Annotated in this window: 17 protein-coding genes; 12 read left to right on the top strand and 5 right to left on the bottom strand. The window is 39.4% G+C overall.

Annotation, left to right across the window (positions count from 1 at the left end; genetic code table 11):
* Positions 1-44: 44 nt before the first annotated feature.
* The 4 genes from K1I41_RS03875 (at position 45) to K1I41_RS03860 (ending at position 3,020) form a co-directional block, all read left to right on the top strand.
* A complete protein-coding gene (locus K1I41_RS03875) occupies positions 45-1,727 on the top strand; it encodes a glutamine--tRNA ligase/YqeY domain fusion protein (RefSeq protein WP_220641373.1) in 1,683 nt (560 codons plus the stop codon).
* Positions 1,728-2,041: 314 nt separating this feature from the next.
* Complete coding sequence (locus tag K1I41_RS03870) at positions 2,042-2,407, top strand: YtxH domain-containing protein (RefSeq protein WP_220641372.1); 366 nt, start codon at positions 2,042-2,044, stop codon at positions 2,405-2,407.
* An 8-nt stretch (positions 2,408-2,415) separates the two neighbouring features.
* Entirely contained in the window at positions 2,416-2,772 is a 357-nt protein-coding gene (locus K1I41_RS03865) for a competence protein (RefSeq protein ID WP_220641371.1), read from the top strand.
* 5 nt (positions 2,773-2,777) lie between these two features.
* Positions 2,778-3,020 carry a DUF6327 family protein gene (locus K1I41_RS03860; protein ID WP_220641370.1) on the top strand — a complete coding sequence of 81 codons (243 nt, stop codon included), beginning with the start codon at positions 2,778-2,780 and terminating at the stop codon, positions 3,018-3,020.
* Between the two features lie 31 nt (positions 3,021-3,051).
* Here K1I41_RS03860 and K1I41_RS03855 read toward each other — a convergent pair whose 3' ends face one another.
* Positions 3,052-4,071, bottom strand: coding sequence for an SPFH domain-containing protein (locus tag K1I41_RS03855; RefSeq protein ID WP_220641369.1), 1,020 nt, complete (start codon positions 4,069-4,071; stop codon positions 3,052-3,054).
* 146 nt (positions 4,072-4,217) lie between these two features.
* Complete coding sequence (gltX, locus tag K1I41_RS03850) at positions 4,218-5,729, bottom strand: glutamate--tRNA ligase (protein WP_220641368.1); 1,512 nt, start codon at positions 5,727-5,729, stop codon at positions 4,218-4,220.
* A gap of 201 nt (positions 5,730-5,930) precedes the next feature.
* On the opposite strand from gltX, the gene K1I41_RS03845 reads away from it, so the two are divergent.
* The 6 genes from K1I41_RS03845 (at position 5,931) to K1I41_RS03820 (ending at position 13,846) form a co-directional block, all read left to right on the top strand.
* On the top strand, positions 5,931-9,242 hold the full coding sequence (locus K1I41_RS03845; RefSeq protein WP_220641367.1) for a coiled-coil domain-containing protein: 3,312 nt from the start codon (positions 5,931-5,933) through the stop codon (positions 9,240-9,242).
* Positions 9,235-9,654, top strand: coding sequence for an rRNA maturation RNase YbeY (gene ybeY, locus K1I41_RS03840; protein WP_220641366.1), 420 nt, complete (start codon positions 9,235-9,237; stop codon positions 9,652-9,654). Before K1I41_RS03845 ends, ybeY begins: the two co-directional genes overlap by 8 nt.
* Before the next feature lie 110 nt (positions 9,655-9,764).
* Positions 9,765-11,636, top strand: a complete 1,872-nt coding sequence (gene mnmG / locus K1I41_RS03835) for a tRNA uridine-5-carboxymethylaminomethyl(34) synthesis enzyme MnmG (RefSeq protein WP_220641365.1) — start codon at positions 9,765-9,767, stop codon at positions 11,634-11,636.
* Positions 11,633-12,154 carry a hypothetical protein gene (locus K1I41_RS03830; protein WP_220641364.1) on the top strand — a complete coding sequence of 174 codons (522 nt, stop codon included), beginning with the start codon at positions 11,633-11,635 and terminating at the stop codon, positions 12,152-12,154. Before mnmG ends, K1I41_RS03830 begins: the two co-directional genes overlap by 4 nt.
* On the top strand, positions 12,155-13,015 hold the full coding sequence (locus tag K1I41_RS03825) for a class I SAM-dependent methyltransferase (protein ID WP_220641363.1): 861 nt from the start codon (positions 12,155-12,157) through the stop codon (positions 13,013-13,015).
* 240 nt (positions 13,016-13,255) lie between these two features.
* A complete protein-coding gene (locus K1I41_RS03820; RefSeq protein WP_220641362.1) occupies positions 13,256-13,846 on the top strand; it encodes an OmpH/Skp family outer membrane protein in 591 nt (196 codons plus the stop codon).
* 54 nt (positions 13,847-13,900) lie between these two features.
* Here the strand turns inward: K1I41_RS03820 and K1I41_RS03815 are convergent, their stop codons facing one another.
* On the bottom strand, positions 13,901-14,830 hold the full coding sequence (locus tag K1I41_RS03815) for a LysR family transcriptional regulator (RefSeq protein WP_220641361.1): 930 nt from the start codon (positions 14,828-14,830) through the stop codon (positions 13,901-13,903).
* A gap of 96 nt (positions 14,831-14,926) precedes the next feature.
* Between K1I41_RS03815 and K1I41_RS03810 the strand changes: the two genes are divergently transcribed.
* Together K1I41_RS03810 and K1I41_RS03805 are read left to right on the top strand one after the other, a co-directional pair.
* A complete protein-coding gene (locus K1I41_RS03810; RefSeq protein WP_220641360.1) occupies positions 14,927-15,547 on the top strand; it encodes an NAD(P)H-dependent oxidoreductase in 621 nt (206 codons plus the stop codon).
* Between the two features lie 83 nt (positions 15,548-15,630).
* Positions 15,631-17,916, top strand: a complete 2,286-nt coding sequence (locus tag K1I41_RS03805) for a helix-turn-helix domain-containing protein (protein WP_220641359.1) — start codon at positions 15,631-15,633, stop codon at positions 17,914-17,916.
* Positions 17,917-17,948: 32 nt separating this feature from the next.
* On the opposite strand, the gene K1I41_RS03800 is transcribed toward K1I41_RS03805, so the two are convergent.
* Together K1I41_RS03800 and K1I41_RS03795 are read right to left on the bottom strand one after the other, a co-directional pair.
* Positions 17,949-18,329 (bottom strand): DoxX family protein, encoded by a 381-nt coding sequence (locus tag K1I41_RS03800; protein ID WP_220641358.1) that lies wholly within the window; start codon positions 18,327-18,329, stop codon positions 17,949-17,951.
* A gap of 5 nt (positions 18,330-18,334) precedes the next feature.
* Positions 18,335-19,483, bottom strand: coding sequence for a DNA polymerase III subunit (locus K1I41_RS03795; RefSeq protein ID WP_220641357.1), 1,149 nt, complete (start codon positions 19,481-19,483; stop codon positions 18,335-18,337).
* Positions 19,484-19,502: the final 19 nt, after the last annotated feature.

Below are 19,502 nucleotides of genomic sequence, written 5' to 3'. Positions count from 1 at the left end.
TTTTTTTAAATAACTTTGCACTACTTTAAACAACCCTATTGTATATGTCAAACGAAGAGAAATCGCTTAACTTTATTGAGCTGATCATAGAAGAAGATTTAAAACGAGGATTTGAACAGGACAAACTCCGTTTTCGTTTCCCACCAGAGCCAAATGGTTACCTGCACATTGGGCATGCCAGCTCTATATGCCTAAACTTTGGTTTAGGGCTAAAATACAACGCACCCGTAAACCTACGTTTTGATGATACCAACCCAGCCAAAGAGGAGCAGGAATATGTAGATGCTATTAAGCGCGATGTAGAATGGCTTGGATTTGAATGGGCAGAAGAACGGTATGCATCTGATTATTTTCAGCAATTATACGATTGGGCTATAGATTTAATTAAACGCGACCTTGCCTATGTAGATAGCCAAAGCAGCGAGGAAATGGCAAAACAAAAAGGTACACCTACACAACATGGTACAGCCAGCCCCTTTAGAAACCGACCTGTAGCGGAAAACTTGGAACTTTTTGAGAAAATGAAAAATGGCGAGTTTGCCGAAGGCACCCATGTACTTAGGGCTAAAATAGACATGACGTCTAGCAATATGCTAATGCGCGACCCTATTATGTACCGTATTTTAAACAAATCGCACCACCGTACAGGCAGTAACTGGCACATATACCCCATGTACGACTGGGCGCATGGCGAGAGTGATTACATCGAAGGTGTATCGCATTCGTTTTGTACTATGGAATTTGCCATGCACAGAGAGCTTTACGATTGGTTTTTAGATACCGTTTACGATGCTACACAAACACGCCCAAAACAGCGTGAATTTGCCCGCAGAAACCTAAGCCATACCGTAGTAAGCAAACGTAAACTATTGCAATTGGTGCAAGAGGGGCATGTAACAGGGTGGGACGACCCACGTATGTCTACCATTTCAGGCTTACGCCGCCGAGGGTATACCCCAATGGCAATACGTAATTTTGCCGATACCATTGGTATTGCAAAACGCACCAATTTAGTAGATGTTTCGCTTTTAGAATTTTGCGTACGCGAAGATTTAAATAAAATAGCACCCCGTGTAATGGCGGTGCTAGACCCCGTAAAACTTATTATAGACAATTACCCAGAAGGGGAGGAGGAATGGCTTGATGCCGAAAATAACCCTGAGGACGAAAGCGCAGGATCTAGAAAAGTACCTTTTGCTAAAGAACTGTACATAGAGCGTGAAGATTTTAAAGAAGAAGCTTCCCGAAAATTCTTCCGTCTTACCTTAGGGAAAGAAGTGCGCCTTAAAAACGCCTATATAATTAAAGGCGAAAGCGTAGTAAAAGATGAAAAAGGTAACATTACCGAAATACATTGTACGTACGACCCTGATAGCCGTAGTGGTAGTGGTACCGAAGCCAGTATGCGCAAAGTAAAGGGTACCTTGCATTGGGTATCGGTACAACACGCTATACCTGCTGAGGTACGCGTATACGACAGGTTATTTACCCACGAAAACCCTGATGGCGATAAAGAGGTAGATTTTAAAGAATACATTAACCCCGACTCTTTAAAAGTAATTACAGGCTATATGGAGCCAAGCCTAAAAAAAGCCAAAGAGGGCGAGCAATACCAGTTTCAGCGACTGGGTTACTTTTGTGTAGACCGCGATACCACACCCGAAAAAATTGTTTTTAATAAAACAGTAGGGCTTAGGGATACTTGGGCAAAAGTAGAAAGCAAATAAAATACACAACCATACATTTTACTTATAAACAGCCTGCTATTGCAGGCTGTTTGTTTAGTATTAATTTTTGTAATACTACTAACAAGTACCAATAAGTGTTATTTATTAAAAATGGCTTTATATAAAGCTTTTACAGTGCGTTTTTTAAAGCAAATAATGCTATGTACTGCCTTAGTAAGCAAAATGCCACCAAATGCTAATAGTTTAGCTTTTACATACTTTATATTTCAATTAACTACATCTTAACATGCAACAAATGTTAAAGTACATACCTTTACAAAAATAAATAACGATAAATTAAATAAATATAAATTATGGCTGGTAAATCAGATGTTTTAGTTGCTGCACTTGCAGGAGCTGCGGTAGGAGCAGTAGTAGGAGTTTTATTTGCACCTGAAGAGGGTAGTAAAACAAGAAAAAAGCTTCGTGATGGTTACGATGCAAAACGCGACGAGCTAAAAGATAAAATTGATGAGCTTACGCACCAAGTAAAGGATAAGTTTGGTTCATCTAAAGAAAATCTTGAAGAAGGTTTTGATAGACTTGTAGCAAGCGTAGAGGAGAAGAAAGACGATATTATTACTACGTTAGAAAGAAAATTAGAAACATTAAAGTCGACCAATAAAGACTTGCACGCAAATAAAAATTTGCATACCAAAACACCATCAACTAACTTATAAGCAGCAATATGGCTTTTGAAGACGTAAAAGAAAATTTTGGAACACTTAAAGACCGTGGTGAAGATGTAGTAAGTGCCAACTTAAAATATTATAAGCTACTGTTATTTAAAACGTTCATTAAAACTAATACAGCAGTTGTTAAAGCTGTTATGATTGGGGTACTATTACTTTTAGTACTATTTTTCTTTTCGTTTGGTTTAGCATTTTTTATAGGCTCGGCGCTAGATAGCTACGGTTTAGGCTTCTTTATTGTTGGAGGTTTCTATCTAATAGTAACATTTATTGCTTACAAATTTAGAAATGAAATTGTTGAAAAACCACTAATTGTTAACTTCTCAAAGATACTTTTGAGTGATGAAGATTAATTTGTATGGAGTTGAGAAAAGAATATAAGTCATTCGCCGATATTAATAAAGATCTTGAGATATTTAAAATCGAGCGCGACATATCGCACTTAAAGTTTAAGAAAGAATTTGAGGCAACAAAAGATAGTTTGGAAGCTAAAAACCTAATAGGGTCTACGCCTGCTAAAATTATAGGCTATGCCGCTGCTTTAGCCAAACCTTTAAAAAACGTAGCACTTACACTACTTATTAAAAGGATATTCAAATAAAAAAAAGCCCGTTGTATAACGGGCTTTTTTATTATTGTTTATTCTCATTCTCATCGTCAATAGCATCATCGTAGTTATCCTCAGGTGCTATTTCAGGAGGTAACTGTTGCGTTTTTGCATTTTGTTGCTGTAATCGCTCTTCATTACCACGTTTCATTGCTTCCCCCACTTGGTTGGATGCCGTAAACGATGCTACCATGTTATTTAGCATTTCGCTACCTGCTTGTGGCGAGTTGGGTAATAATATCAGGTTGGAGTTGGTATCGGACCCTATAGATTGTAACGTATCATAGTGTTGTGTTACTACAATTAGGGCAGAGGCCTCTTGTGAGTTAATACCCACCTTATTTAGCACATCTACACTCTCCACCAATCCGCGTGCAATTTCTCTACGTTGGTCGGCAATACCCTGTCCCTGTAGTCTTTTGCTTTCTGCTTCTGCTCTTGCTTTAGCCACAATTCTAATACGCGATGCTTCTGCTTCGTATTCTGCTGCCGATTTCTCCCTATCTGCGGCATTAATACGGTTCATCGCATTTTTAACCTGAATATCAGGGTCAATATCTGTAATAAGCGTATTAATAATATCGTAGCCATACGTAGTCATTGCCTCGTTTAATTCCCGTTTTACGGCTATCGCAATATCATCCTTACGCTCAAAAACATCGTCCAGTTTTAACTTCGGCACTTCGGCACGTACTACATCAAATACGTACGATGTAATTTGATCGTGCGGATATTCTAGCTTGTAAAAAGCCTCGTATACTTTTTCTTGTAGTACTTTAAACTGTACCGAAACTTTCATTTTTACGAATACATTTTCTTTCGTTTTGGTTTCGATGATAACATCAAGCTGCTGTATTTTTAAGTTAATACGCCCCGAAATTTTATCGATAACAGGTATTTTTAAATGTAAACCTGCATTACGAATGGTATTAAATTTCCCGAAACGCTCTACTATAGCAGCCGTTTGTTGCTTTACCGTAAAAAACGATAGTAGTAAAATAATAACGGCGAGAAAGAGAAATAAATAAATGCCAATATTTTCCATGGTTGTAGTGTTTTTAATTTGATTGTTAAAAATAGCGTTTCTGTTACGTTATAGGTATGTAAATAATCATAAATGTTACATACTGTTGCTATATAACATGCAGGCTTATAAAAAAACCTCCCGATTAAGGAGGTTTTAAGTGCGCTTTATAGTGTGTTAATGGCTTTGTTAATTCGGTTAAGGGTTTCTTCTTTTCCTAGTAATGCCATAATATCAAATACGTGTATGCCTTTCATGGCACCTACTAGGCTTAAGCGGAGTGGTGGCATTACTTTGCCCATACCCAACTCTTTTTCCTGCATCCATGTTTTGGTAACACTCTCGGTGTTAGCCGACGAGAAATCAGTAGTATTTTGCAGTACGGTAACCAACTCCGTTAGTATTTCGCCTGTATCAGCTTTCCATTGTTTTTGGGCTGCTTTTTCGTCGTAGCTTGTTGGCGTTACAAAAAGGTAATCGCTTAAATCCCACAGCTCATTAAGGAATACAGCACGCTCTTTTACCAAGCCTACAATTTCGGTAACCTTATCCATAGGCATGGTAATGCCTTTTTCCTCAAGCACTTTTGTAAAGTGTGCAGCCAGTATGCTGTTATCGGTTTGTTGTACGTAGTGTTTGTTAATGTGTTTTATCTTGTCAGGGTCAAACTTGGCACCGCCTTTTTGTACTTTATTAATGTCAAACTCCTGTATTAATTCTTCTAAAGTAAAAAATTCACGGTCGTTACCGGGATTCCAACCTAATAAAGCTAAGTAATTAATTACGGTTTCGGGCAGGTAGCCCTCTTCGCGGTACCCCATAGATGTACTTCCGTCGGGAGCATTCCATTCCAATGGGAACACAGGGAAACCAAATTTATCGCCATCGCGCTTGCTTAGTTTACCATTACCTACGGGTTTTAGTATTAGCGGTAGGTGGGCAAACTCGGGTGCTTCCCAACCCAATGCTTTGTATAAAAGTACGTGGAGTGGGAGTGAAGGCAACCATTCCTCACCACGAATTACATGGCTGGTTTCCATTAAGTAATCATCTACTATGTTGGCAAGGTGGTACGTAGGCATACCATCACTTTTAAACAATACCTTATCATCTAGCAGGCTCGTTTCAAACTTTACATCGCCACGTACCATATCGGTTAGCTGCAGGGTTTCGCCTACAGGCATTTTAAAACGGATAACATAAGCATCGCCATTGGCTATACGCTGCTGTGTTGCTTCCGCAGAAATGTTTAACGAGTTGTCCAGATTATCGCGTGTGGCATGGTTGTACATAAATGTTTCGCCTTTGCCTTCGGCTTCCTTTCGTGCAGCGTCTAATGTTTCGGCAGTATCAAAAGCATAGTACGCCCAACCGCTATCAATAAGTTGTTGTGCATATTTTTGGTACATACCTTTGCGTTCGCTTTGGCGGTAGGGTGCAAACTTGCCCTCTTTACCTATACCCTCGTCAAACGGAATACCACACCAGTTTAGGGCTTCTACAATATAATCTTCGGCACCTGCTACATAGCGGTTTTGGTCGGTATCTTCAATTCTTAGGTAAAAAATACCGTTGTGCTTTTTAGCAAATAAATAGTTGAAAAGGGCTGTGCGTACACCGCCTATATGTAACGGTCCTGTGGGGCTCGGTGCAAAACGCACACGTACTTGTCTTGACATTGTAATGTAGTTTTGGCGCAAAGATACAATTATGTAATTTTTTGCTGTAGCTATTTATGGCAGATATTTTGCTGCTGTTTCACTAATACCAGAGTTATTAACAATTTCGTGGCAGGGCTATCTGTCATATAAACCGATATTTAACGTTTATCTATCCAATATAAATTGTAATTTTATGGGTTATTAACAATCGTCAATACTTTGGAAGCAAAAAATAGTATATATCAAAAGCTGGAGGACTTTATAAAAAAGTATTACACCAACGAGCTTATTCGGGGGAGTATCTTTTTTGTGGGTCTTGGCTTGCTGTATTTTATAGTAACCCTACTAATAGAATACTTTTTGTGGTTGCCCCAAACAGGGCGTACCGCATTGTTTTGGGTGTTTATCGGGGTAGAAGCCTTTTTATTGTTTCGGTTTATACTTTTCCCATTGTTTAAATTGTTTAAACTACAAAAGGGTATCGACTATAAACAAGCATCGGCAATTATCGGGAATCATTTTACGGAGGTTTCCGATAAGCTAACTAACTTTTTGCAGCTTAGTGGCGAATCGTACCAATCGGAGCTACTTGCTGCTTCCATCGAGCAAAAGGCAAACAGCCTGCAACCTGTACCGTTTACCAATGCCGTTAGTTTTAAAAAGAATGTAAAATACGTACCCTATGCCGCCGTACCCTTATTGCTTATTTTATTTTTTATGATAAGCGGTAACAGCGGGGTTATTACCCAAAGTTTTGATAGGGTAGTGCACTACGATAAACATTATGCACCCCCCGCACCGTTTGAGTTTGTGCTGGTAAATAAAAACCTTACGGCACAACAGGACAAAGATTTTAAGCTCGAAGTACGTACGCAGGGTAATGTAATACCTGAAAATGCCATGATAACCATAGGTAAGGAGAACTATTACTTGCAAAATACAGGTTCGGGTGTATTTGAATATACGTTTGAGAAGCCATCAAAAGATATTTTATTTCAGCTTACGGCTAACAATGTAATATCGCAACCGTACCAACTAAATGTAATTGCTGTACCTACCATTGCCAATTTCGAGATGGTATTAGATTATCCTAACTACCTGCGCAAAACTGATGAGGTTGTGCGCGGTACAGGTAATGCCGTAGTACCCGAAGGCACTAAAGTTACATGGAAAGTTAAAGCATTAGCAACTACGGGTGTAGAGTGGGCTTCGGATAAGGGAATTGTTCCTTTTGAGAACACGGCGAACGATTTTGTACTGACTAAAAACATATACAATAATACTGAATATCAGATACTTACATCTAACAAAAAAGTAAAGCATCACGAAAAATTACAGTACCAAATAACCACTATAAAAGATCAATACCCAACCATAACAGTTAATACCGCACCCGATAGCTTAAAGCTAAAGCAAGAGGTATTGGTAGGGCAAGTATCCGACGATTATGGGCTTACCAAGTTACGATTGGTCTATTATCCGCAGGATACCCCCGATAGTGCTAAAAAATTTACTATACCCGTACAAAAAGACACCTACGACCGCTTTGTATATACATTCCCCGAAGGATTGGATATTAAAGCAGGTATTAATTACGAATATTACTTTGAAGTGTTTGATAACGATGCCGTACATAATTATAAAAGTACAAAATCGTCTGTGTTTTCGAATAGAGAGTTAACTGCAGACGAAAAGGAACAACAAGTATTGCAAGAGCAAAACAGCAATATAAATAGCCTCGAAAAGTCGATTAAAAATCAAGACAAGCAACTTACTGAGTTAGATAAACTCCGTAAAATGAACAAGGAGAAAACGGAGCTTGATTTTAAAGACCAAAAGAAAATTCAGGAATTCATCAACAGGCAAAAGCAGCAGGAAGATATGATGAAAGAGTTTTCTAAGAAATTAGAAGAAAACTTGGAACAGTTTAACCCCGAAAAGAAAGACGAGTTTAAAGAAGAACTTATGAAACGTCTTGATAAGAATGAAGAAGAGGCAGAGAAAAACAAAAAACTACTGGACGAACTTAAAGAGCTTGCCGATAAAATTAAGAAAGAAGAACTTGCTGAAAAGATTGATAAATTCAAACAAAAAGCGAAGAATCAAACTAAAAATTTAGAGCAACTGGTAGAGCTTACCAAGCGTTTTTATGTAGAGAAAAAAGCCGAACAACTTGCGGATAAATTGCAAAAGTTAGGCGAAAAGCAGGAGCAACTTGCCGACGATAAAGAGAATTCTGCTGAAAAGCAAGAGGACATTAATAAGGAGTTTGATAAGATGCAAGAAGAGATGCGCGAACTCGAAAAGCAGAATGAAGAGCTTAAAAAACCTATGGATTTACCTACCGACGAATTGGAGGAGGAAAACATAGAGGAAGATATGGAAAAGGCAAAGGAGGAGTTGCAAAAACAAAATAAAGGTGCAGCCAAACCCAAGCAAAAATCGGCAGGCGAAAAGATGAAACAAATGGGTGGCAAAATGATGCAAATGATGATGAGTGCCGATATGGAAATGATGCAGGAAGATGTAAAAATGCTCCGCCAGATATTAGATAACTTACTAGCATATTCTTTCTCGCAAGAAGACGTAATGGAGCAATTTAAAGTTAGCACCTCACGCTCGGCATCGTTTAGTAAATACCTAAAACGCCAACAAGATTTAAAACAACAATTCCGCCATGTAGACGATAGTATCTTTGCATTATCGCTTCGTAATCCAAAAATTACCGAAGAAGTTACTAAGGAGGTAGGCGAAGTACATTATTATATGGACAAAGCCTTAACCGACCTTGCCGATAACCAAGTACCACGTGGCGTATCGAGCCAGCAATATGCGGTAACATCGGCAAATAAACTAGCGGACATGCTTAGTGATATGCTTAACAGCATGCAAATGCAACTACAAGGGCAAGGTATGGGCAAACCCATGCCAGGGCAGGGGCAGGGTATGCAGCTACCCGATATTATCCAGAAGCAAGAAGGTCTATCCGAGAAGATGAAAAAGGGTATGAAAGACGGTAAAAAGGAAGGCGAGGAAGGACAAGAAGGCGAACAAGGCAAACCCAACGGCGAAGGACCTGGCGGTAAAGGCGAAGGGGGCGAAGGGCAAGATGGCTCGGAAGGCGATGCAGGAAAACTCCTTGAAATTTATAAAGAGCAACAACAACTTCGAGAAGCCTTACAAAAAGCCCTAGAGAAAGAAGGTTTGGGCAAAGCAGGGCAGAACGCCATGCGCCAAATGAAAGAAATAGAAAAGCAGTTGCTCAACAAAGGTTTCCGTAACGAAACCATGGAGCGCATGCAAAACCTAAAACACGAGCTTTTAAAACTCGATAAAGCCATACAACAGCAGGGCGAAGAGAAGAAAAGGCAGTCGCAAACCAACCGTAAGGAGTTTAACAGTCAGGTAAAACAGTTGCCCGAAGCCTTAAAAGAATATTTAAATAGTGTTGAAATATTAAACCGCCAAGCCTTACCTTTGCGCCCGAATTTTAACCAAAGGGTGCAAACCTATTTTAGGAAAGATGATTAGTTTTAATTACGAAACCGATTTTGAGCTGGATAACGAAGCCCAATTTGAAGATTGGATTGAGCGTGTAATAACATCGGAAGAGAAAACTACGGGCGAAATAAACTATGTTTTTTGCGATGACGATTACTTGCTCCAGAAAAATATAGAGTTCCTAAACCACGATACCTTAACAGACATTATAAGTTTTGATTATACGATGGGCAACCTCATTAGCGGCGATATTTTTATATCGGTAGAGCGGGTGCGTGATAATGCCTCAGAGTACGGTGTAGCTTTTACAGAAGAACTAAAACGCGTTATGGCACATGGAGTGTTACACTACTGTGGTTACAAAGATAAAGCAGAAGATGACGCTGCGCTAATGCGTAGTAAAGAGGAAGAGAAAATACAGATGTTCCACGTGGAACGTTAGGTTGTTTTGTTCCGGCATTTATGTGTTCCACGTGGAACACATAACTAATTTTTAGAGTGCGATATACAAAAAGTTCCACGTGGAACAACAAATAAAAAGAAGGAGAATAAATGTTTCAGGATGTATATGATGTTATAGTAGTAGGTGCAGGGCACGCTGGTTCGGAGGCTGCTGCTGCTGCTGCCAACATGGGTTCTAAAACCTTGTTGGTTACTATGAGCTTGCAAAACATTGCCCAAATGTCGTGCAATCCCGCTATGGGCGGTATTGCCAAAGGGCAAATAGTACGTGAAATAGATGCTTTGGGTGGTTACTCGGGTATAGTATCCGATAAAACAGCCATACAGTTCAGGATGCTCAACAAATCCAAAGGACCCGCTATGTGGAGTCCGCGCGTACAGAGCGACCGAATGCGCTTTGCCGAAGAGTGGCGATTGATGTTAGAGCAAACCAATAACCTCGATTTTTATCAAGAAATGGTTTCGGGTATTGTTATCGAAAAGGGTAAAGTAACAGGTATAAAAACATCGTTAGGCTTAACCATAAAAGCCAAAACCGTAGTGCTAACCAATGGTACATTCTTAAACGGATTAATCCATATTGGCGATAAAAACTTTGGTGGTGGTAGAGCAGGCGAAGGAGCATCGTTTGGTATTACCGAAGATTTAGTAAAGGCAGGTTTTGAAGCGGGCAGAATGAAAACAGGTACACCACCGCGTGTAGATGGACGCTCCTTAGATTACTCTAAAATGATAGAACAACCTGGCGACGAAAATCCCGATAAGTTCTCGTATCTCGATATAACAAAACCCTTAACACACCAACGCTCCTGCCACATGACGTACACGTCCGAAGCAGTACACGATGTATTGCGCGAAGGTTTCGACCGTTCGCCCATGTTCAACGGACGCATTAAAAGTTTAGGACCCCGTTATTGCCCATCTATCGAAGATAAAATTAATCGCTTTGCCGATAAAGACAGGCATCAACTTTTTGTAGAACCCGAAGGCTGGAATACCGTAGAAGTGTATGTAAATGGTTTCTCTACTTCCTTACCCGAAGATGTGCAGTACAAAGCATTAAAATCAGTAGCAGGCTTTGAGAGCGTGAAGTTTTTCCGACCAGGCTATGCCATAGAGTACGATTACTTTCCGCCTACACAATTGAAGCATACCCTCGAAACAAAGTTAGTAGAGGGCTTATATTTTGCAGGGCAAATAAATGGTACAACAGGATACGAAGAGGCAGCATCGCAAGGTTTAATGGCAGGTATCAATGCCCACTTAAAAGTACACGATAAAGACCCCTTTATACTAAAACGTAACGAAGCTTATATTGGCGTACTGATAGACGACCTGATTACAAAAGGCACAGAAGAGCCGTATAGGATGTTTACGTCGCGTGCGGAGTACCGTACGTTGTTACGACAAGATAATGCCGACTTTAGGCTTACGCCATTATCCTACGAGATAGGTTTGGCTAATGAAGAACGCTTGCGCAGAATGGAACGCAAACGCGACCAAAGTGATGCTTTTGTACACTTTTTTAAAGAAACCAGTATTAGCCCTGCAGAAGCTAACCCAATATTGGAGGCTAAAAACTCGTCGTTAATGACGCAGTCCGATAAAATGTTCAAGCTATTTTCACGACCACAAATTGAACTCAACGATATTGTTGCTTTTGATAAGGTAAAGGAATACATTGCTGAACACAATTTGGATAACGAAGTAATAGAGCAAGCCGAAATACAAGTAAAATATTCAGGCTACATCGAAAAAGAAAAAAACAATGCCGATAAGCTCAATAGGCTAGAGGACGTAAAAATTCCAGAAAACTTCAATTTTGATGGAATCAAGTCCATCTCGATGGAAGCACGCGAAAAATTAAAGAACATACGTCCCGTTACCATATCGCAAGCATCCCGCATTAGCGGTGTATCGCCAAGTGATGTTTCGGTACTATTAATACACATGGGACGATGATGTTCCACGTGAAACATACTACAAAAACCCTTTTTAAAAGAGGGTTTTTGCTGTTTTTTATGCTCGCGTTTGCTACATCGTGCATTACACAACGGCGTACCGTAGAGATTACCGATTATATATTGCTCAACAACGGAAAAGAAATATTAGGCAAGGAGCAGGGCTTAACCGCCTTTATGTTTGAGAACAACCCCAGAAACATTCCGTTTCAGCAGTTTTTAGCCGATAAGTACAATGTAGGCAGTTATCGGGATGTGAGCTATTGGGTAACCGTAGAGGGCAGCCGATACAAAGTTTTTTTATACGAAAATGCAGAGGTAGAAAAGTATTTTGATACTTCGGAGTATATTGTTACCAATGCCGAAACAGATGCCAATATTAGAGGATCTATGGCTAAATTTATATGCCTATCGATGATTAATGAATCGAATGACGATTGCCTAGCGGATGATTCGTTGTTTCAAAACATTGCCGTAAACTACCTAAAGCGATTAAAGGACGAATACCTGAATAATTAAATGGACTTTACCAACGCCAACATTTATTGTACTGTAAAAGATCACTCGGTTTCGGGCGAAACATTCGATTTATTATGTAACGAAGAACTACAACTTTTAAAAACACATCCGCAACCCAGCGCATCAGATTTAGGGCGTTATTATGAGAGCGACGATTACATTTCGCATACCGATGGTAAGCGTTCCCTTTTTGAGAAACTGTACCACACTGTAAAGCAAAAAGCACTTCGTGATAAAATAAAACTCGTACAACAATTTAAACCCCAAAAAGGAAAGCTACTGGATATTGGCGCAGGTACAGGCGATTTTTTACTAGCAGCCAAACAAAGCGGTTGGGATATAACGGGTATAGAACCGAGTCAAAAAGCCAAAAACATAGCACAAAATAAAGGTGTGGTATTTACTGATGATTTGGCTAGTATTCCAGATGCTTCGTTGGATGCCTTAACCCTATGGCACGTTTTAGAGCATGTACCCGATGTAGCAAAACAAATAACCGAACTAAAGCGTATTATAAAACCCGATGGCGTTATTGTTGTAGCAGTACCCAACTTTAAATCGTACGATGCAAAATACTATGGTACGTATTGGGCAGCCTACGATGTGCCGAGACACTTATGGCATTTTAGTAAAACAGCCATCAAAAAACTTTTTGGTATGCAGGGCATGCAGGTGGTAAAAATACGCCCCATGCTGTTTGATAGTTTTTATGTGAGTTTACTATCGGAAAAATACAAAACAGGAAAAATGAATTTTGTAAAAGGATTTTGGGTCGGATTAAAGTCCAACATCAAAGGAAAACAAAATTCGGAGTACTCATCGCACATTTACATCATAAAAAACAACCAAAACGCAAAATAAGACTATTTAAGCGCGTTTTGTACTTGCCAATAACAATTACCATTAGCTTTAAAGCAAAAATAAAGCAGCGCGCAAAATAAAAAGCCTATTTTAATTTACTACAGCTATTTTAATTTAAAAAACAATAAGTAAAACTTATAGTACTGAAATAACAATAAAAAGCAATAAAAAGGGTTGTGTTGTAGTTTAGGAAGTAATTATTACTTTTGTCGAAATTTTTAAAACAACTAAATTCAGAAAATGAAAAAATCACTTATACTTTTGGCTGCTGCCTTTGCCATGATTTCTTGTAAAGAAGAAACTACATCAACTTCAGGTTTAAAAACGGCTTATATCGATACGATAGAGTTAATGAATGAATACGAGGAGTTGAAAGATTGGGAGTCTAAAGGAAATATAAAAAAGGCGGAGATGGAGCGTGAACTTACAGAAGAAGGGCGCCAGTTAGAGCTTGACGCTGCGAGCTTCCAGAACGAAGCAAAATCGAAAGGAATGCAGTGGGCAGAGTTGAAATACCAAGAGCTACAAAAAAGACAGCGTGATTTAGGTATTAAGCAAGAAAGTATGTACGTGCAGTTGCAAAAAGAATTTGGTGTACAACGTGATACCATTATTATACAGATGAAAGATTACATTAAGGAGTACGCCAAAAAGGAAGGCTACGACTATGTGTATGGTACAGGCGATGCTGCTAGTATATTATACGGAAAAGAGGAGTACGATATTACCGATGTTATCCTTAAAGAATTAAACGACAGGTACAAAAACGGAGCTACAAAAACAGAAGGAACTCTTGAGGCTAAAGAAGAAGATCCAGTTGCAGCGGAATAAAAATAATTTTTATATAAACAGATTAAAGCGGGATATATTTATATCTCGCTTTTTTTATTTAATGGTTTCGGGATTACCCTTTATTTCGTTTCCAAATTCGCCGAATAATATAGCTTCAATACACTTTATTTCGTCCATAAGTAAAGACTGCTTGCGTTTGCCAAAATATAGTATATTTGTAAGGGGTTTATAGCCTTCCCATATCTTAAATACCTCTTGGTTATCTATTGCCTCTTTACACAAAAAATCGGGTAAAATGGCAATACCTTTTCCTTTTGATAAACATCTGATTATAGAAAACTTATTGGGAACAATGTAGTTAGGTAAAAAATTAGGGCGTTCGTTAAAGTTGTTTTCCCAAAACAGGTTTAAAACATGCATATCAGCAGCAGTACTGTACCATAATTGCGATTTCAGCCAGCCCATCACCTCATTTTTGTTGCTTTTATCCAAACGCTCAAATGCTGAAACATCAGTACTGTTTCCTGCCACCACTATAAACCGTTCTGTGGCAAAAGGATTATAAATTAAACTATTGGCAAGTGTGGTAGAGGTAGTTAATATCAGGTCGGCAGAACCGTGTTCCAATGCCTGAATCAACGCGTCATTATTGCCAAACTGCATAATTAAATTAAACCCAAAGTCAGGAATATGTTTTTCCAGTGCTTGCTGAAAAGTTTCTACACACATCCCCACATTTACAGTAGCCCTGTCGTTACCAGATTTGCGCTGAAAACGGCTTTCAATATCTTCCATACATAGCAATGAGTTTATCATCTGCTGATAAAGAAGCTTACCCTTTTCTGTAGGAATCATTTTTCGGGCAGTACGCTCAAATAAAGGAAACCCTGTATAAGCTTCCAGTGCATTTAAGTGCAGCCCTATACCCGGTTGCGAAACATATAATTGCTTGGCGGCACCGCTCATTGTTCCCGTTTCGTATATCGCCCTAAAAGTTCTGAACCACTCAAGATTAGCTTTCACTATAATAATTATTATACTTTATGCAAATTTACATTATTTTTATTAGTGATTGATGCACTCTAATTTTGTCCCTGTAATTAGTAAAGCAAAAGAAACATGGCAAAAATATTTGTAATTAACGGAGGACAGCACTTTGGGCACTCGGGCGGTAAGTTCAATAAAACACTTACAGCGCTGGATATAGCCTTTTTTACACAGGAAAACGGTTTTGAGTTGAAGGTAACCGACATTAATGAAGCGTATAACCCCGATGAAGAGGTACAGAAATACGTTTGGGCAGATGTTATTATGTATCATTTCCCCGTTTGGTGGTTTTCTATGCCCTATAAGCTGAAAGAGTATATAGATGTGGTATTTACGGCAGGACACAAAAAAGGAATTTACTACAGCGACGGGCGTAAAAATTATAACCCTGATGTTAACTATGGTACAGGAGGAAGCCTGCAAGGCAGAAAATACATGGTAACAACCACGTGGAACGCTCCTAAAACATCATTTACACTTCCTGGTGAGTTTTTTGATATGAAAAGCGTAGATGACGGCGTACTGTTCGGTTTCCATAAAATGAATCAGTTTGCATCATTAGAAAAGATAAACGGCATCCATTTCCATGACTTAGAAAAAAATGTAACCCAGCAAATGGTAGATGAGTATAAGCAGGCATATAAAGAACACCTTATAAATACATTTAAAACAGCAATAGCTACCAAAGTTTAAGGGCAAAGGCAGTTGGGTATTATTTGGTTTTTTTGTGTACTAAAGCCTAAAAAATCCTTATTTTTCGGCTTTAGTACACACCTATGCAATCCTTATCCACAACTGCCCAATATGCGCTACGTTTTATTAACCAAACCAATAGGTCAATATTCCTAACAGGTAAGGCAGGTACAGGGAAAACCACATTGTTAAAGGAAATTATAAAAACCACCCATAAAAATGTGGTGGTAGTGGCACCAACGGGCATAGCAGCCCTAAATGCAGGTGGGGTAACCATACACTCCATGTTTCAGTTGCCCTTTGCGGGGTTTATACCCGATGCAAACCACCCACCCCAATTTTCCGATAGGGTAAAGTTCGAAACCAAAAACACCCTACGCAGGCATTTTAAAATGCGAGGAGACAAAAAAACCATACTGCAAAACCTGCAATTATTGGTGATAGACGAGGTTAGTATGCTCCGTGCCGACTTACTGGATGCCATTGATTTTATGTTACGAAGCGTACGCCGAAACGAACAACCCTTTGGCGGTGTACAAGTACTCTATATAGGCGATTTATTACAGTTGCCCCCCGTTGTACGTAACGAGGAGTGGGAGGTACTAAAGCAGTTTTACAGCGGTAAATTCTTTTTTCACTCGCATGTAGTGCAGCAAAGCCCACCCTTATACATAGAGCTTAGCAAAATATACCGCCAAACCGACGAGCAGTTTATAGGCGTACTCAACAACCTAAGGAATAACGTTATAACCAAAGACGATTTACAAATACTTAACCAGTTTGTAAACCCCAATTTTGATGTTAACCAGCATACGGGCTACATTACCCTTACCACGCACAATGCTAAGGCAGATGCTATGAATGCCAACGCGCTTAACGACCTAAAGGGTAAAGTACATACCTATTTCCCCGAAATTGTAGATGATTTCCCCGAAAAGATATACCCCGTAGAGGAAGAGTTACAACTAAAAGTAGGTGCGCAGGTAATGTTTGTAAAAAACGATACCTCGCCCGATAAAAACTACTATAACGGTAAAATTGGAATCATTGAGTCGTTATCCGAAGGAGAAATATTAGTACATTTTCCTGAGGAGAACCGCACCATAGAAGCCGAAAAATACGAGTGGCAAAACATACGCTACTACGTGGACCCGCAAACCAAAGAAATAAAAGAAGATATAATGGGTACGTTTGTACAATACCCGTTAAAGCTCGCTTGGGCAATAACCGTACACAAAAGCCAAGGCTTAACGTTTGATAAAGCGGTGCTGGATGTATCGCGTGTTTTTATGCCAGGGCAGGCGTATGTAGCCTTATCCCGATTGCGTTCGTTACAGGGGCTTGTATTGCTCTCCCCAATGCAAATGAATGGCATACTAAACGATGCCGATGTAATGAATTATGCTACGGCAAAAGCCAAAGAGGACGATTTGGAGGCATCGTTACAACAAGAAACAAAGCGTTATATATTCGATTTCCTAAAAAGTGGTTTTAGTTGGCAAGAACTCGCCGAAGCATGGCAAAAACACAAAATGAGTTATTTGCATGAGGGGAGTAAAGCACTAAAAAGCAGCCATAGGCAATGGGCACAACAGCAAGACGATAAAATACATAAATTACTAAGCCCCGCAGCTAAATTTGTTAACCAGCTTAGTAGTTTGTTTCGGAATCCAGCTACTGATATGGAATTTGTAAAAGAAAGGGTAATGGCAGCGTACAATTATTTTTTCCCTACGTTAGATGGTTTAGCAACCGAGATAGTAAGCAAGATGGAAGCAATAAAACGCCAACGCAAAGCCAAAGGTTTTTATGAAGAACTTGCCGAACTCGAGGATATACAAACCACTACCGTACTCCAGTTAATGCGAGCAAAATTACTAATGCAAGCCGTAGCAGCAGGGGTGGAGATAAACCGACAGCAACTAACATCGCCCGAAATACAATCGTATAAAAAAGATAAGGTGGCAGCCATTCGTAAAACAATGCCTGCCGCACCCACCATTTTGGATGATGCTTTTGAGGACGATTATACAGAACGCTATACTGCTAAAAAGAAAAAGCCTAAAGTACCTAAAAAATCGACTCTTGAAGAAACTTTTGAACTCTGGCAACAAAAGCTATCCATACCCGAAATTGCTGCTAAACGTAAACTTACCGAAACCACCATACAAAGCCATTTTGCAGGCTTAATACAGCAGGGCAAGGTAAAAGTAACCGATGCTTTACCCAACGATAAAATAGAAGCCTTAAAGGCTGCTTTTGCCGATTTTAAAGAAGGGCAAACCCTAACAGATATAAAACAAAAGAGTGGCGACCAATTTACTTGGGGCGAACTTAGGTTATACCGAGCTAGTTTAGCTAACGATTAGTCTGAAAATCTAATAAATCCAATAATCTTAAATTATAACCAAGCTAGTAATAACACTGTTGGGATAAAGTAAATTACAATGGTACGTGCGCCATCGTAATCTTTAGCAACACGTTGCCCTAAAAGTAACATTAGGAGTGTAGCACACGAGAAACACGCTGCTAGGAATGCAAAATAAGGATCGTCAAACATCAATAGTTTTATAATTGCCATTAACGAGAAAAACCCTGTAATTACTTCCATTATAAGGATAATAAGTAGTGCCAAAGGCACTTGGTCCTTTAAAAATGTATCGGCAAAGTGTCCTTTAAGCCAATTAATATTCCCTTTCCAATCTGTAGCTTTATCGTAGCCCGATTGTATAAATGTTATTGCCAAAAATAGTAGTACGGCAATTATAGCTGCATAAGTCATGGTTGTTATTTTTTATGGATTAGTCGTGTTAATTTAATAGATAAATCAGTTAAAATAATTTTAGCATTTCCGTTGCGCTCTATATGATAAATAGCATCCGAAAGTTCTGTAAAGATACCACTGATGTTGTTACCGTTTACAAACGGAGCAAAATTTTCCAGTTTAAATTTCTCCACAGTAGGCTCAACATAAACCAATTCCTTAGCCTGATAGTTGAGCATGAGTGCTTGCCTAAACATGGTAATACAAAAATCGAGGAATTGCTTTTGCGCTTCGCGCCCAATACCAGCAATTTGTTCGCTCCAAACAATTAAATCCTGTATGGCAGCAGCATTACCCTTAGCCCTAAAGGCAGCGCGTACCCATTGCACAAACCACTCCTCAAAAGGGTATTCATCACCTTTTTTATGGATTAAATGGTAAGCCTTATTGTAATTGCCCTGTGCTTGGTGGGCTAATTTCTTGGCATTAGCAGGCAACATATTTTCACGAGTAACTAAGGCATCTGTTATAGCCTGCTCGCTTAACCCGCCAAAATGCAGTACTTGGCAGCGCGATGCTATTGTTTGTAGTATATTATCTTCATCTTCGGTAACCAGTAAAAAAATCGTTTTTTCGGGTGGTTCTTCTAGTAACTTTAATAGCTTGTTGGCAGTAGGGATATTCATACGGTCTGCCATCCAAATAATCATCACTTTATAGCCGCCCTCATAGGCTTTCAGCGAAAGCGATTTTACAATTTCCTGCGCTTCATCAACACCAATTTGCCCTTGCTTTTTGGCAATATCAATTTTGTTGTACCAGTCAAAAAGGCTACCGTAGGGCGTTTGGGTTACAAACTCGCGCCAAGCCTTTAAAAAATTGGCACTTACGGGGTGGCTTTTTACCTCGCTATTAGGTGCTACAGGGAACACAAAATGCAAATCGGGGTGCGATAGGTTGCTAAACTTTAGGTTACAGGCATCGTTACCGCCATTGTTTTCTCCGTTGGCATTGCTGCACAAAATATATTGTGCGTAGGCAATTGCCATAGGCAATGTACCCGAACCCTCAGGCCCCACAAACAGTTGTGCATGCGGTATTCTGCCAGCATCGGCACTTGCCGTTAAGTGGCTTTTAATATGTTCCTGTCCTAAAATTTCTGAGAAAAGCATAGCACAAATATAGGGCAAT

The organism is Flavobacterium litorale, assembly GCF_019613795.1.
Classification (GTDB): domain Bacteria; phylum Bacteroidota; class Bacteroidia; order Flavobacteriales; family Flavobacteriaceae; genus Flavobacterium; species Flavobacterium litorale.
The sequence above is the reverse complement of the archived record's forward strand: the minus strand, read 5'-3'. Positions and strand labels throughout refer to the sequence as shown.

Excerpts from the sequence above, each read along its gene's own strand:
- K1I41_RS03875 (WP_220641373.1), top strand. The coding sequence starts at position 45 with ATGTCAAACGAAGAGAAATCGCTTAACTTTATTGAGCTGATCATAGAA.
- K1I41_RS03870 (WP_220641372.1), top strand. The coding sequence starts at position 2,042 with ATGGCTGGTAAATCAGATGTTTTAGTTGCTGCACTTGCAGGAGCTGCG.
- K1I41_RS03865 (WP_220641371.1), top strand. The coding sequence starts at position 2,416 with ATGGCTTTTGAAGACGTAAAAGAAAATTTTGGAACACTTAAAGACCGT.
- K1I41_RS03860 (WP_220641370.1), top strand. The coding sequence starts at position 2,778 with ATGGAGTTGAGAAAAGAATATAAGTCATTCGCCGATATTAATAAAGAT.
- K1I41_RS03855 (WP_220641369.1), bottom strand. The coding sequence starts at position 4,071 with ATGGAAAATATTGGCATTTATTTATTTCTCTTTCTCGCCGTTATTATT.
- gltX (WP_220641368.1), bottom strand. The coding sequence starts at position 5,729 with ATGTCAAGACAAGTACGTGTGCGTTTTGCACCGAGCCCCACAGGACCG.
- ybeY (WP_220641366.1), top strand. The coding sequence starts at position 9,235 with ATGATTAGTTTTAATTACGAAACCGATTTTGAGCTGGATAACGAAGCC.
- mnmG (WP_220641365.1), top strand. The coding sequence starts at position 9,765 with ATGTTTCAGGATGTATATGATGTTATAGTAGTAGGTGCAGGGCACGCT.
- K1I41_RS03830 (WP_220641364.1), top strand. The coding sequence starts at position 11,633 with ATGATGTTCCACGTGAAACATACTACAAAAACCCTTTTTAAAAGAGGG.
- K1I41_RS03825 (WP_220641363.1), top strand. The coding sequence starts at position 12,155 with ATGGACTTTACCAACGCCAACATTTATTGTACTGTAAAAGATCACTCG.
- K1I41_RS03820 (WP_220641362.1), top strand. The coding sequence starts at position 13,256 with ATGAAAAAATCACTTATACTTTTGGCTGCTGCCTTTGCCATGATTTCT.
- K1I41_RS03810 (WP_220641360.1), top strand. The coding sequence starts at position 14,927 with ATGGCAAAAATATTTGTAATTAACGGAGGACAGCACTTTGGGCACTCG.
- K1I41_RS03805 (WP_220641359.1), top strand. The coding sequence starts at position 15,631 with ATGCAATCCTTATCCACAACTGCCCAATATGCGCTACGTTTTATTAAC.
- K1I41_RS03800 (WP_220641358.1), bottom strand. The coding sequence starts at position 18,329 with ATGACTTATGCAGCTATAATTGCCGTACTACTATTTTTGGCAATAACA.
- K1I41_RS03795 (WP_220641357.1), bottom strand. The coding sequence starts at position 19,483 with ATGCTTTTCTCAGAAATTTTAGGACAGGAACATATTAAAAGCCACTTA.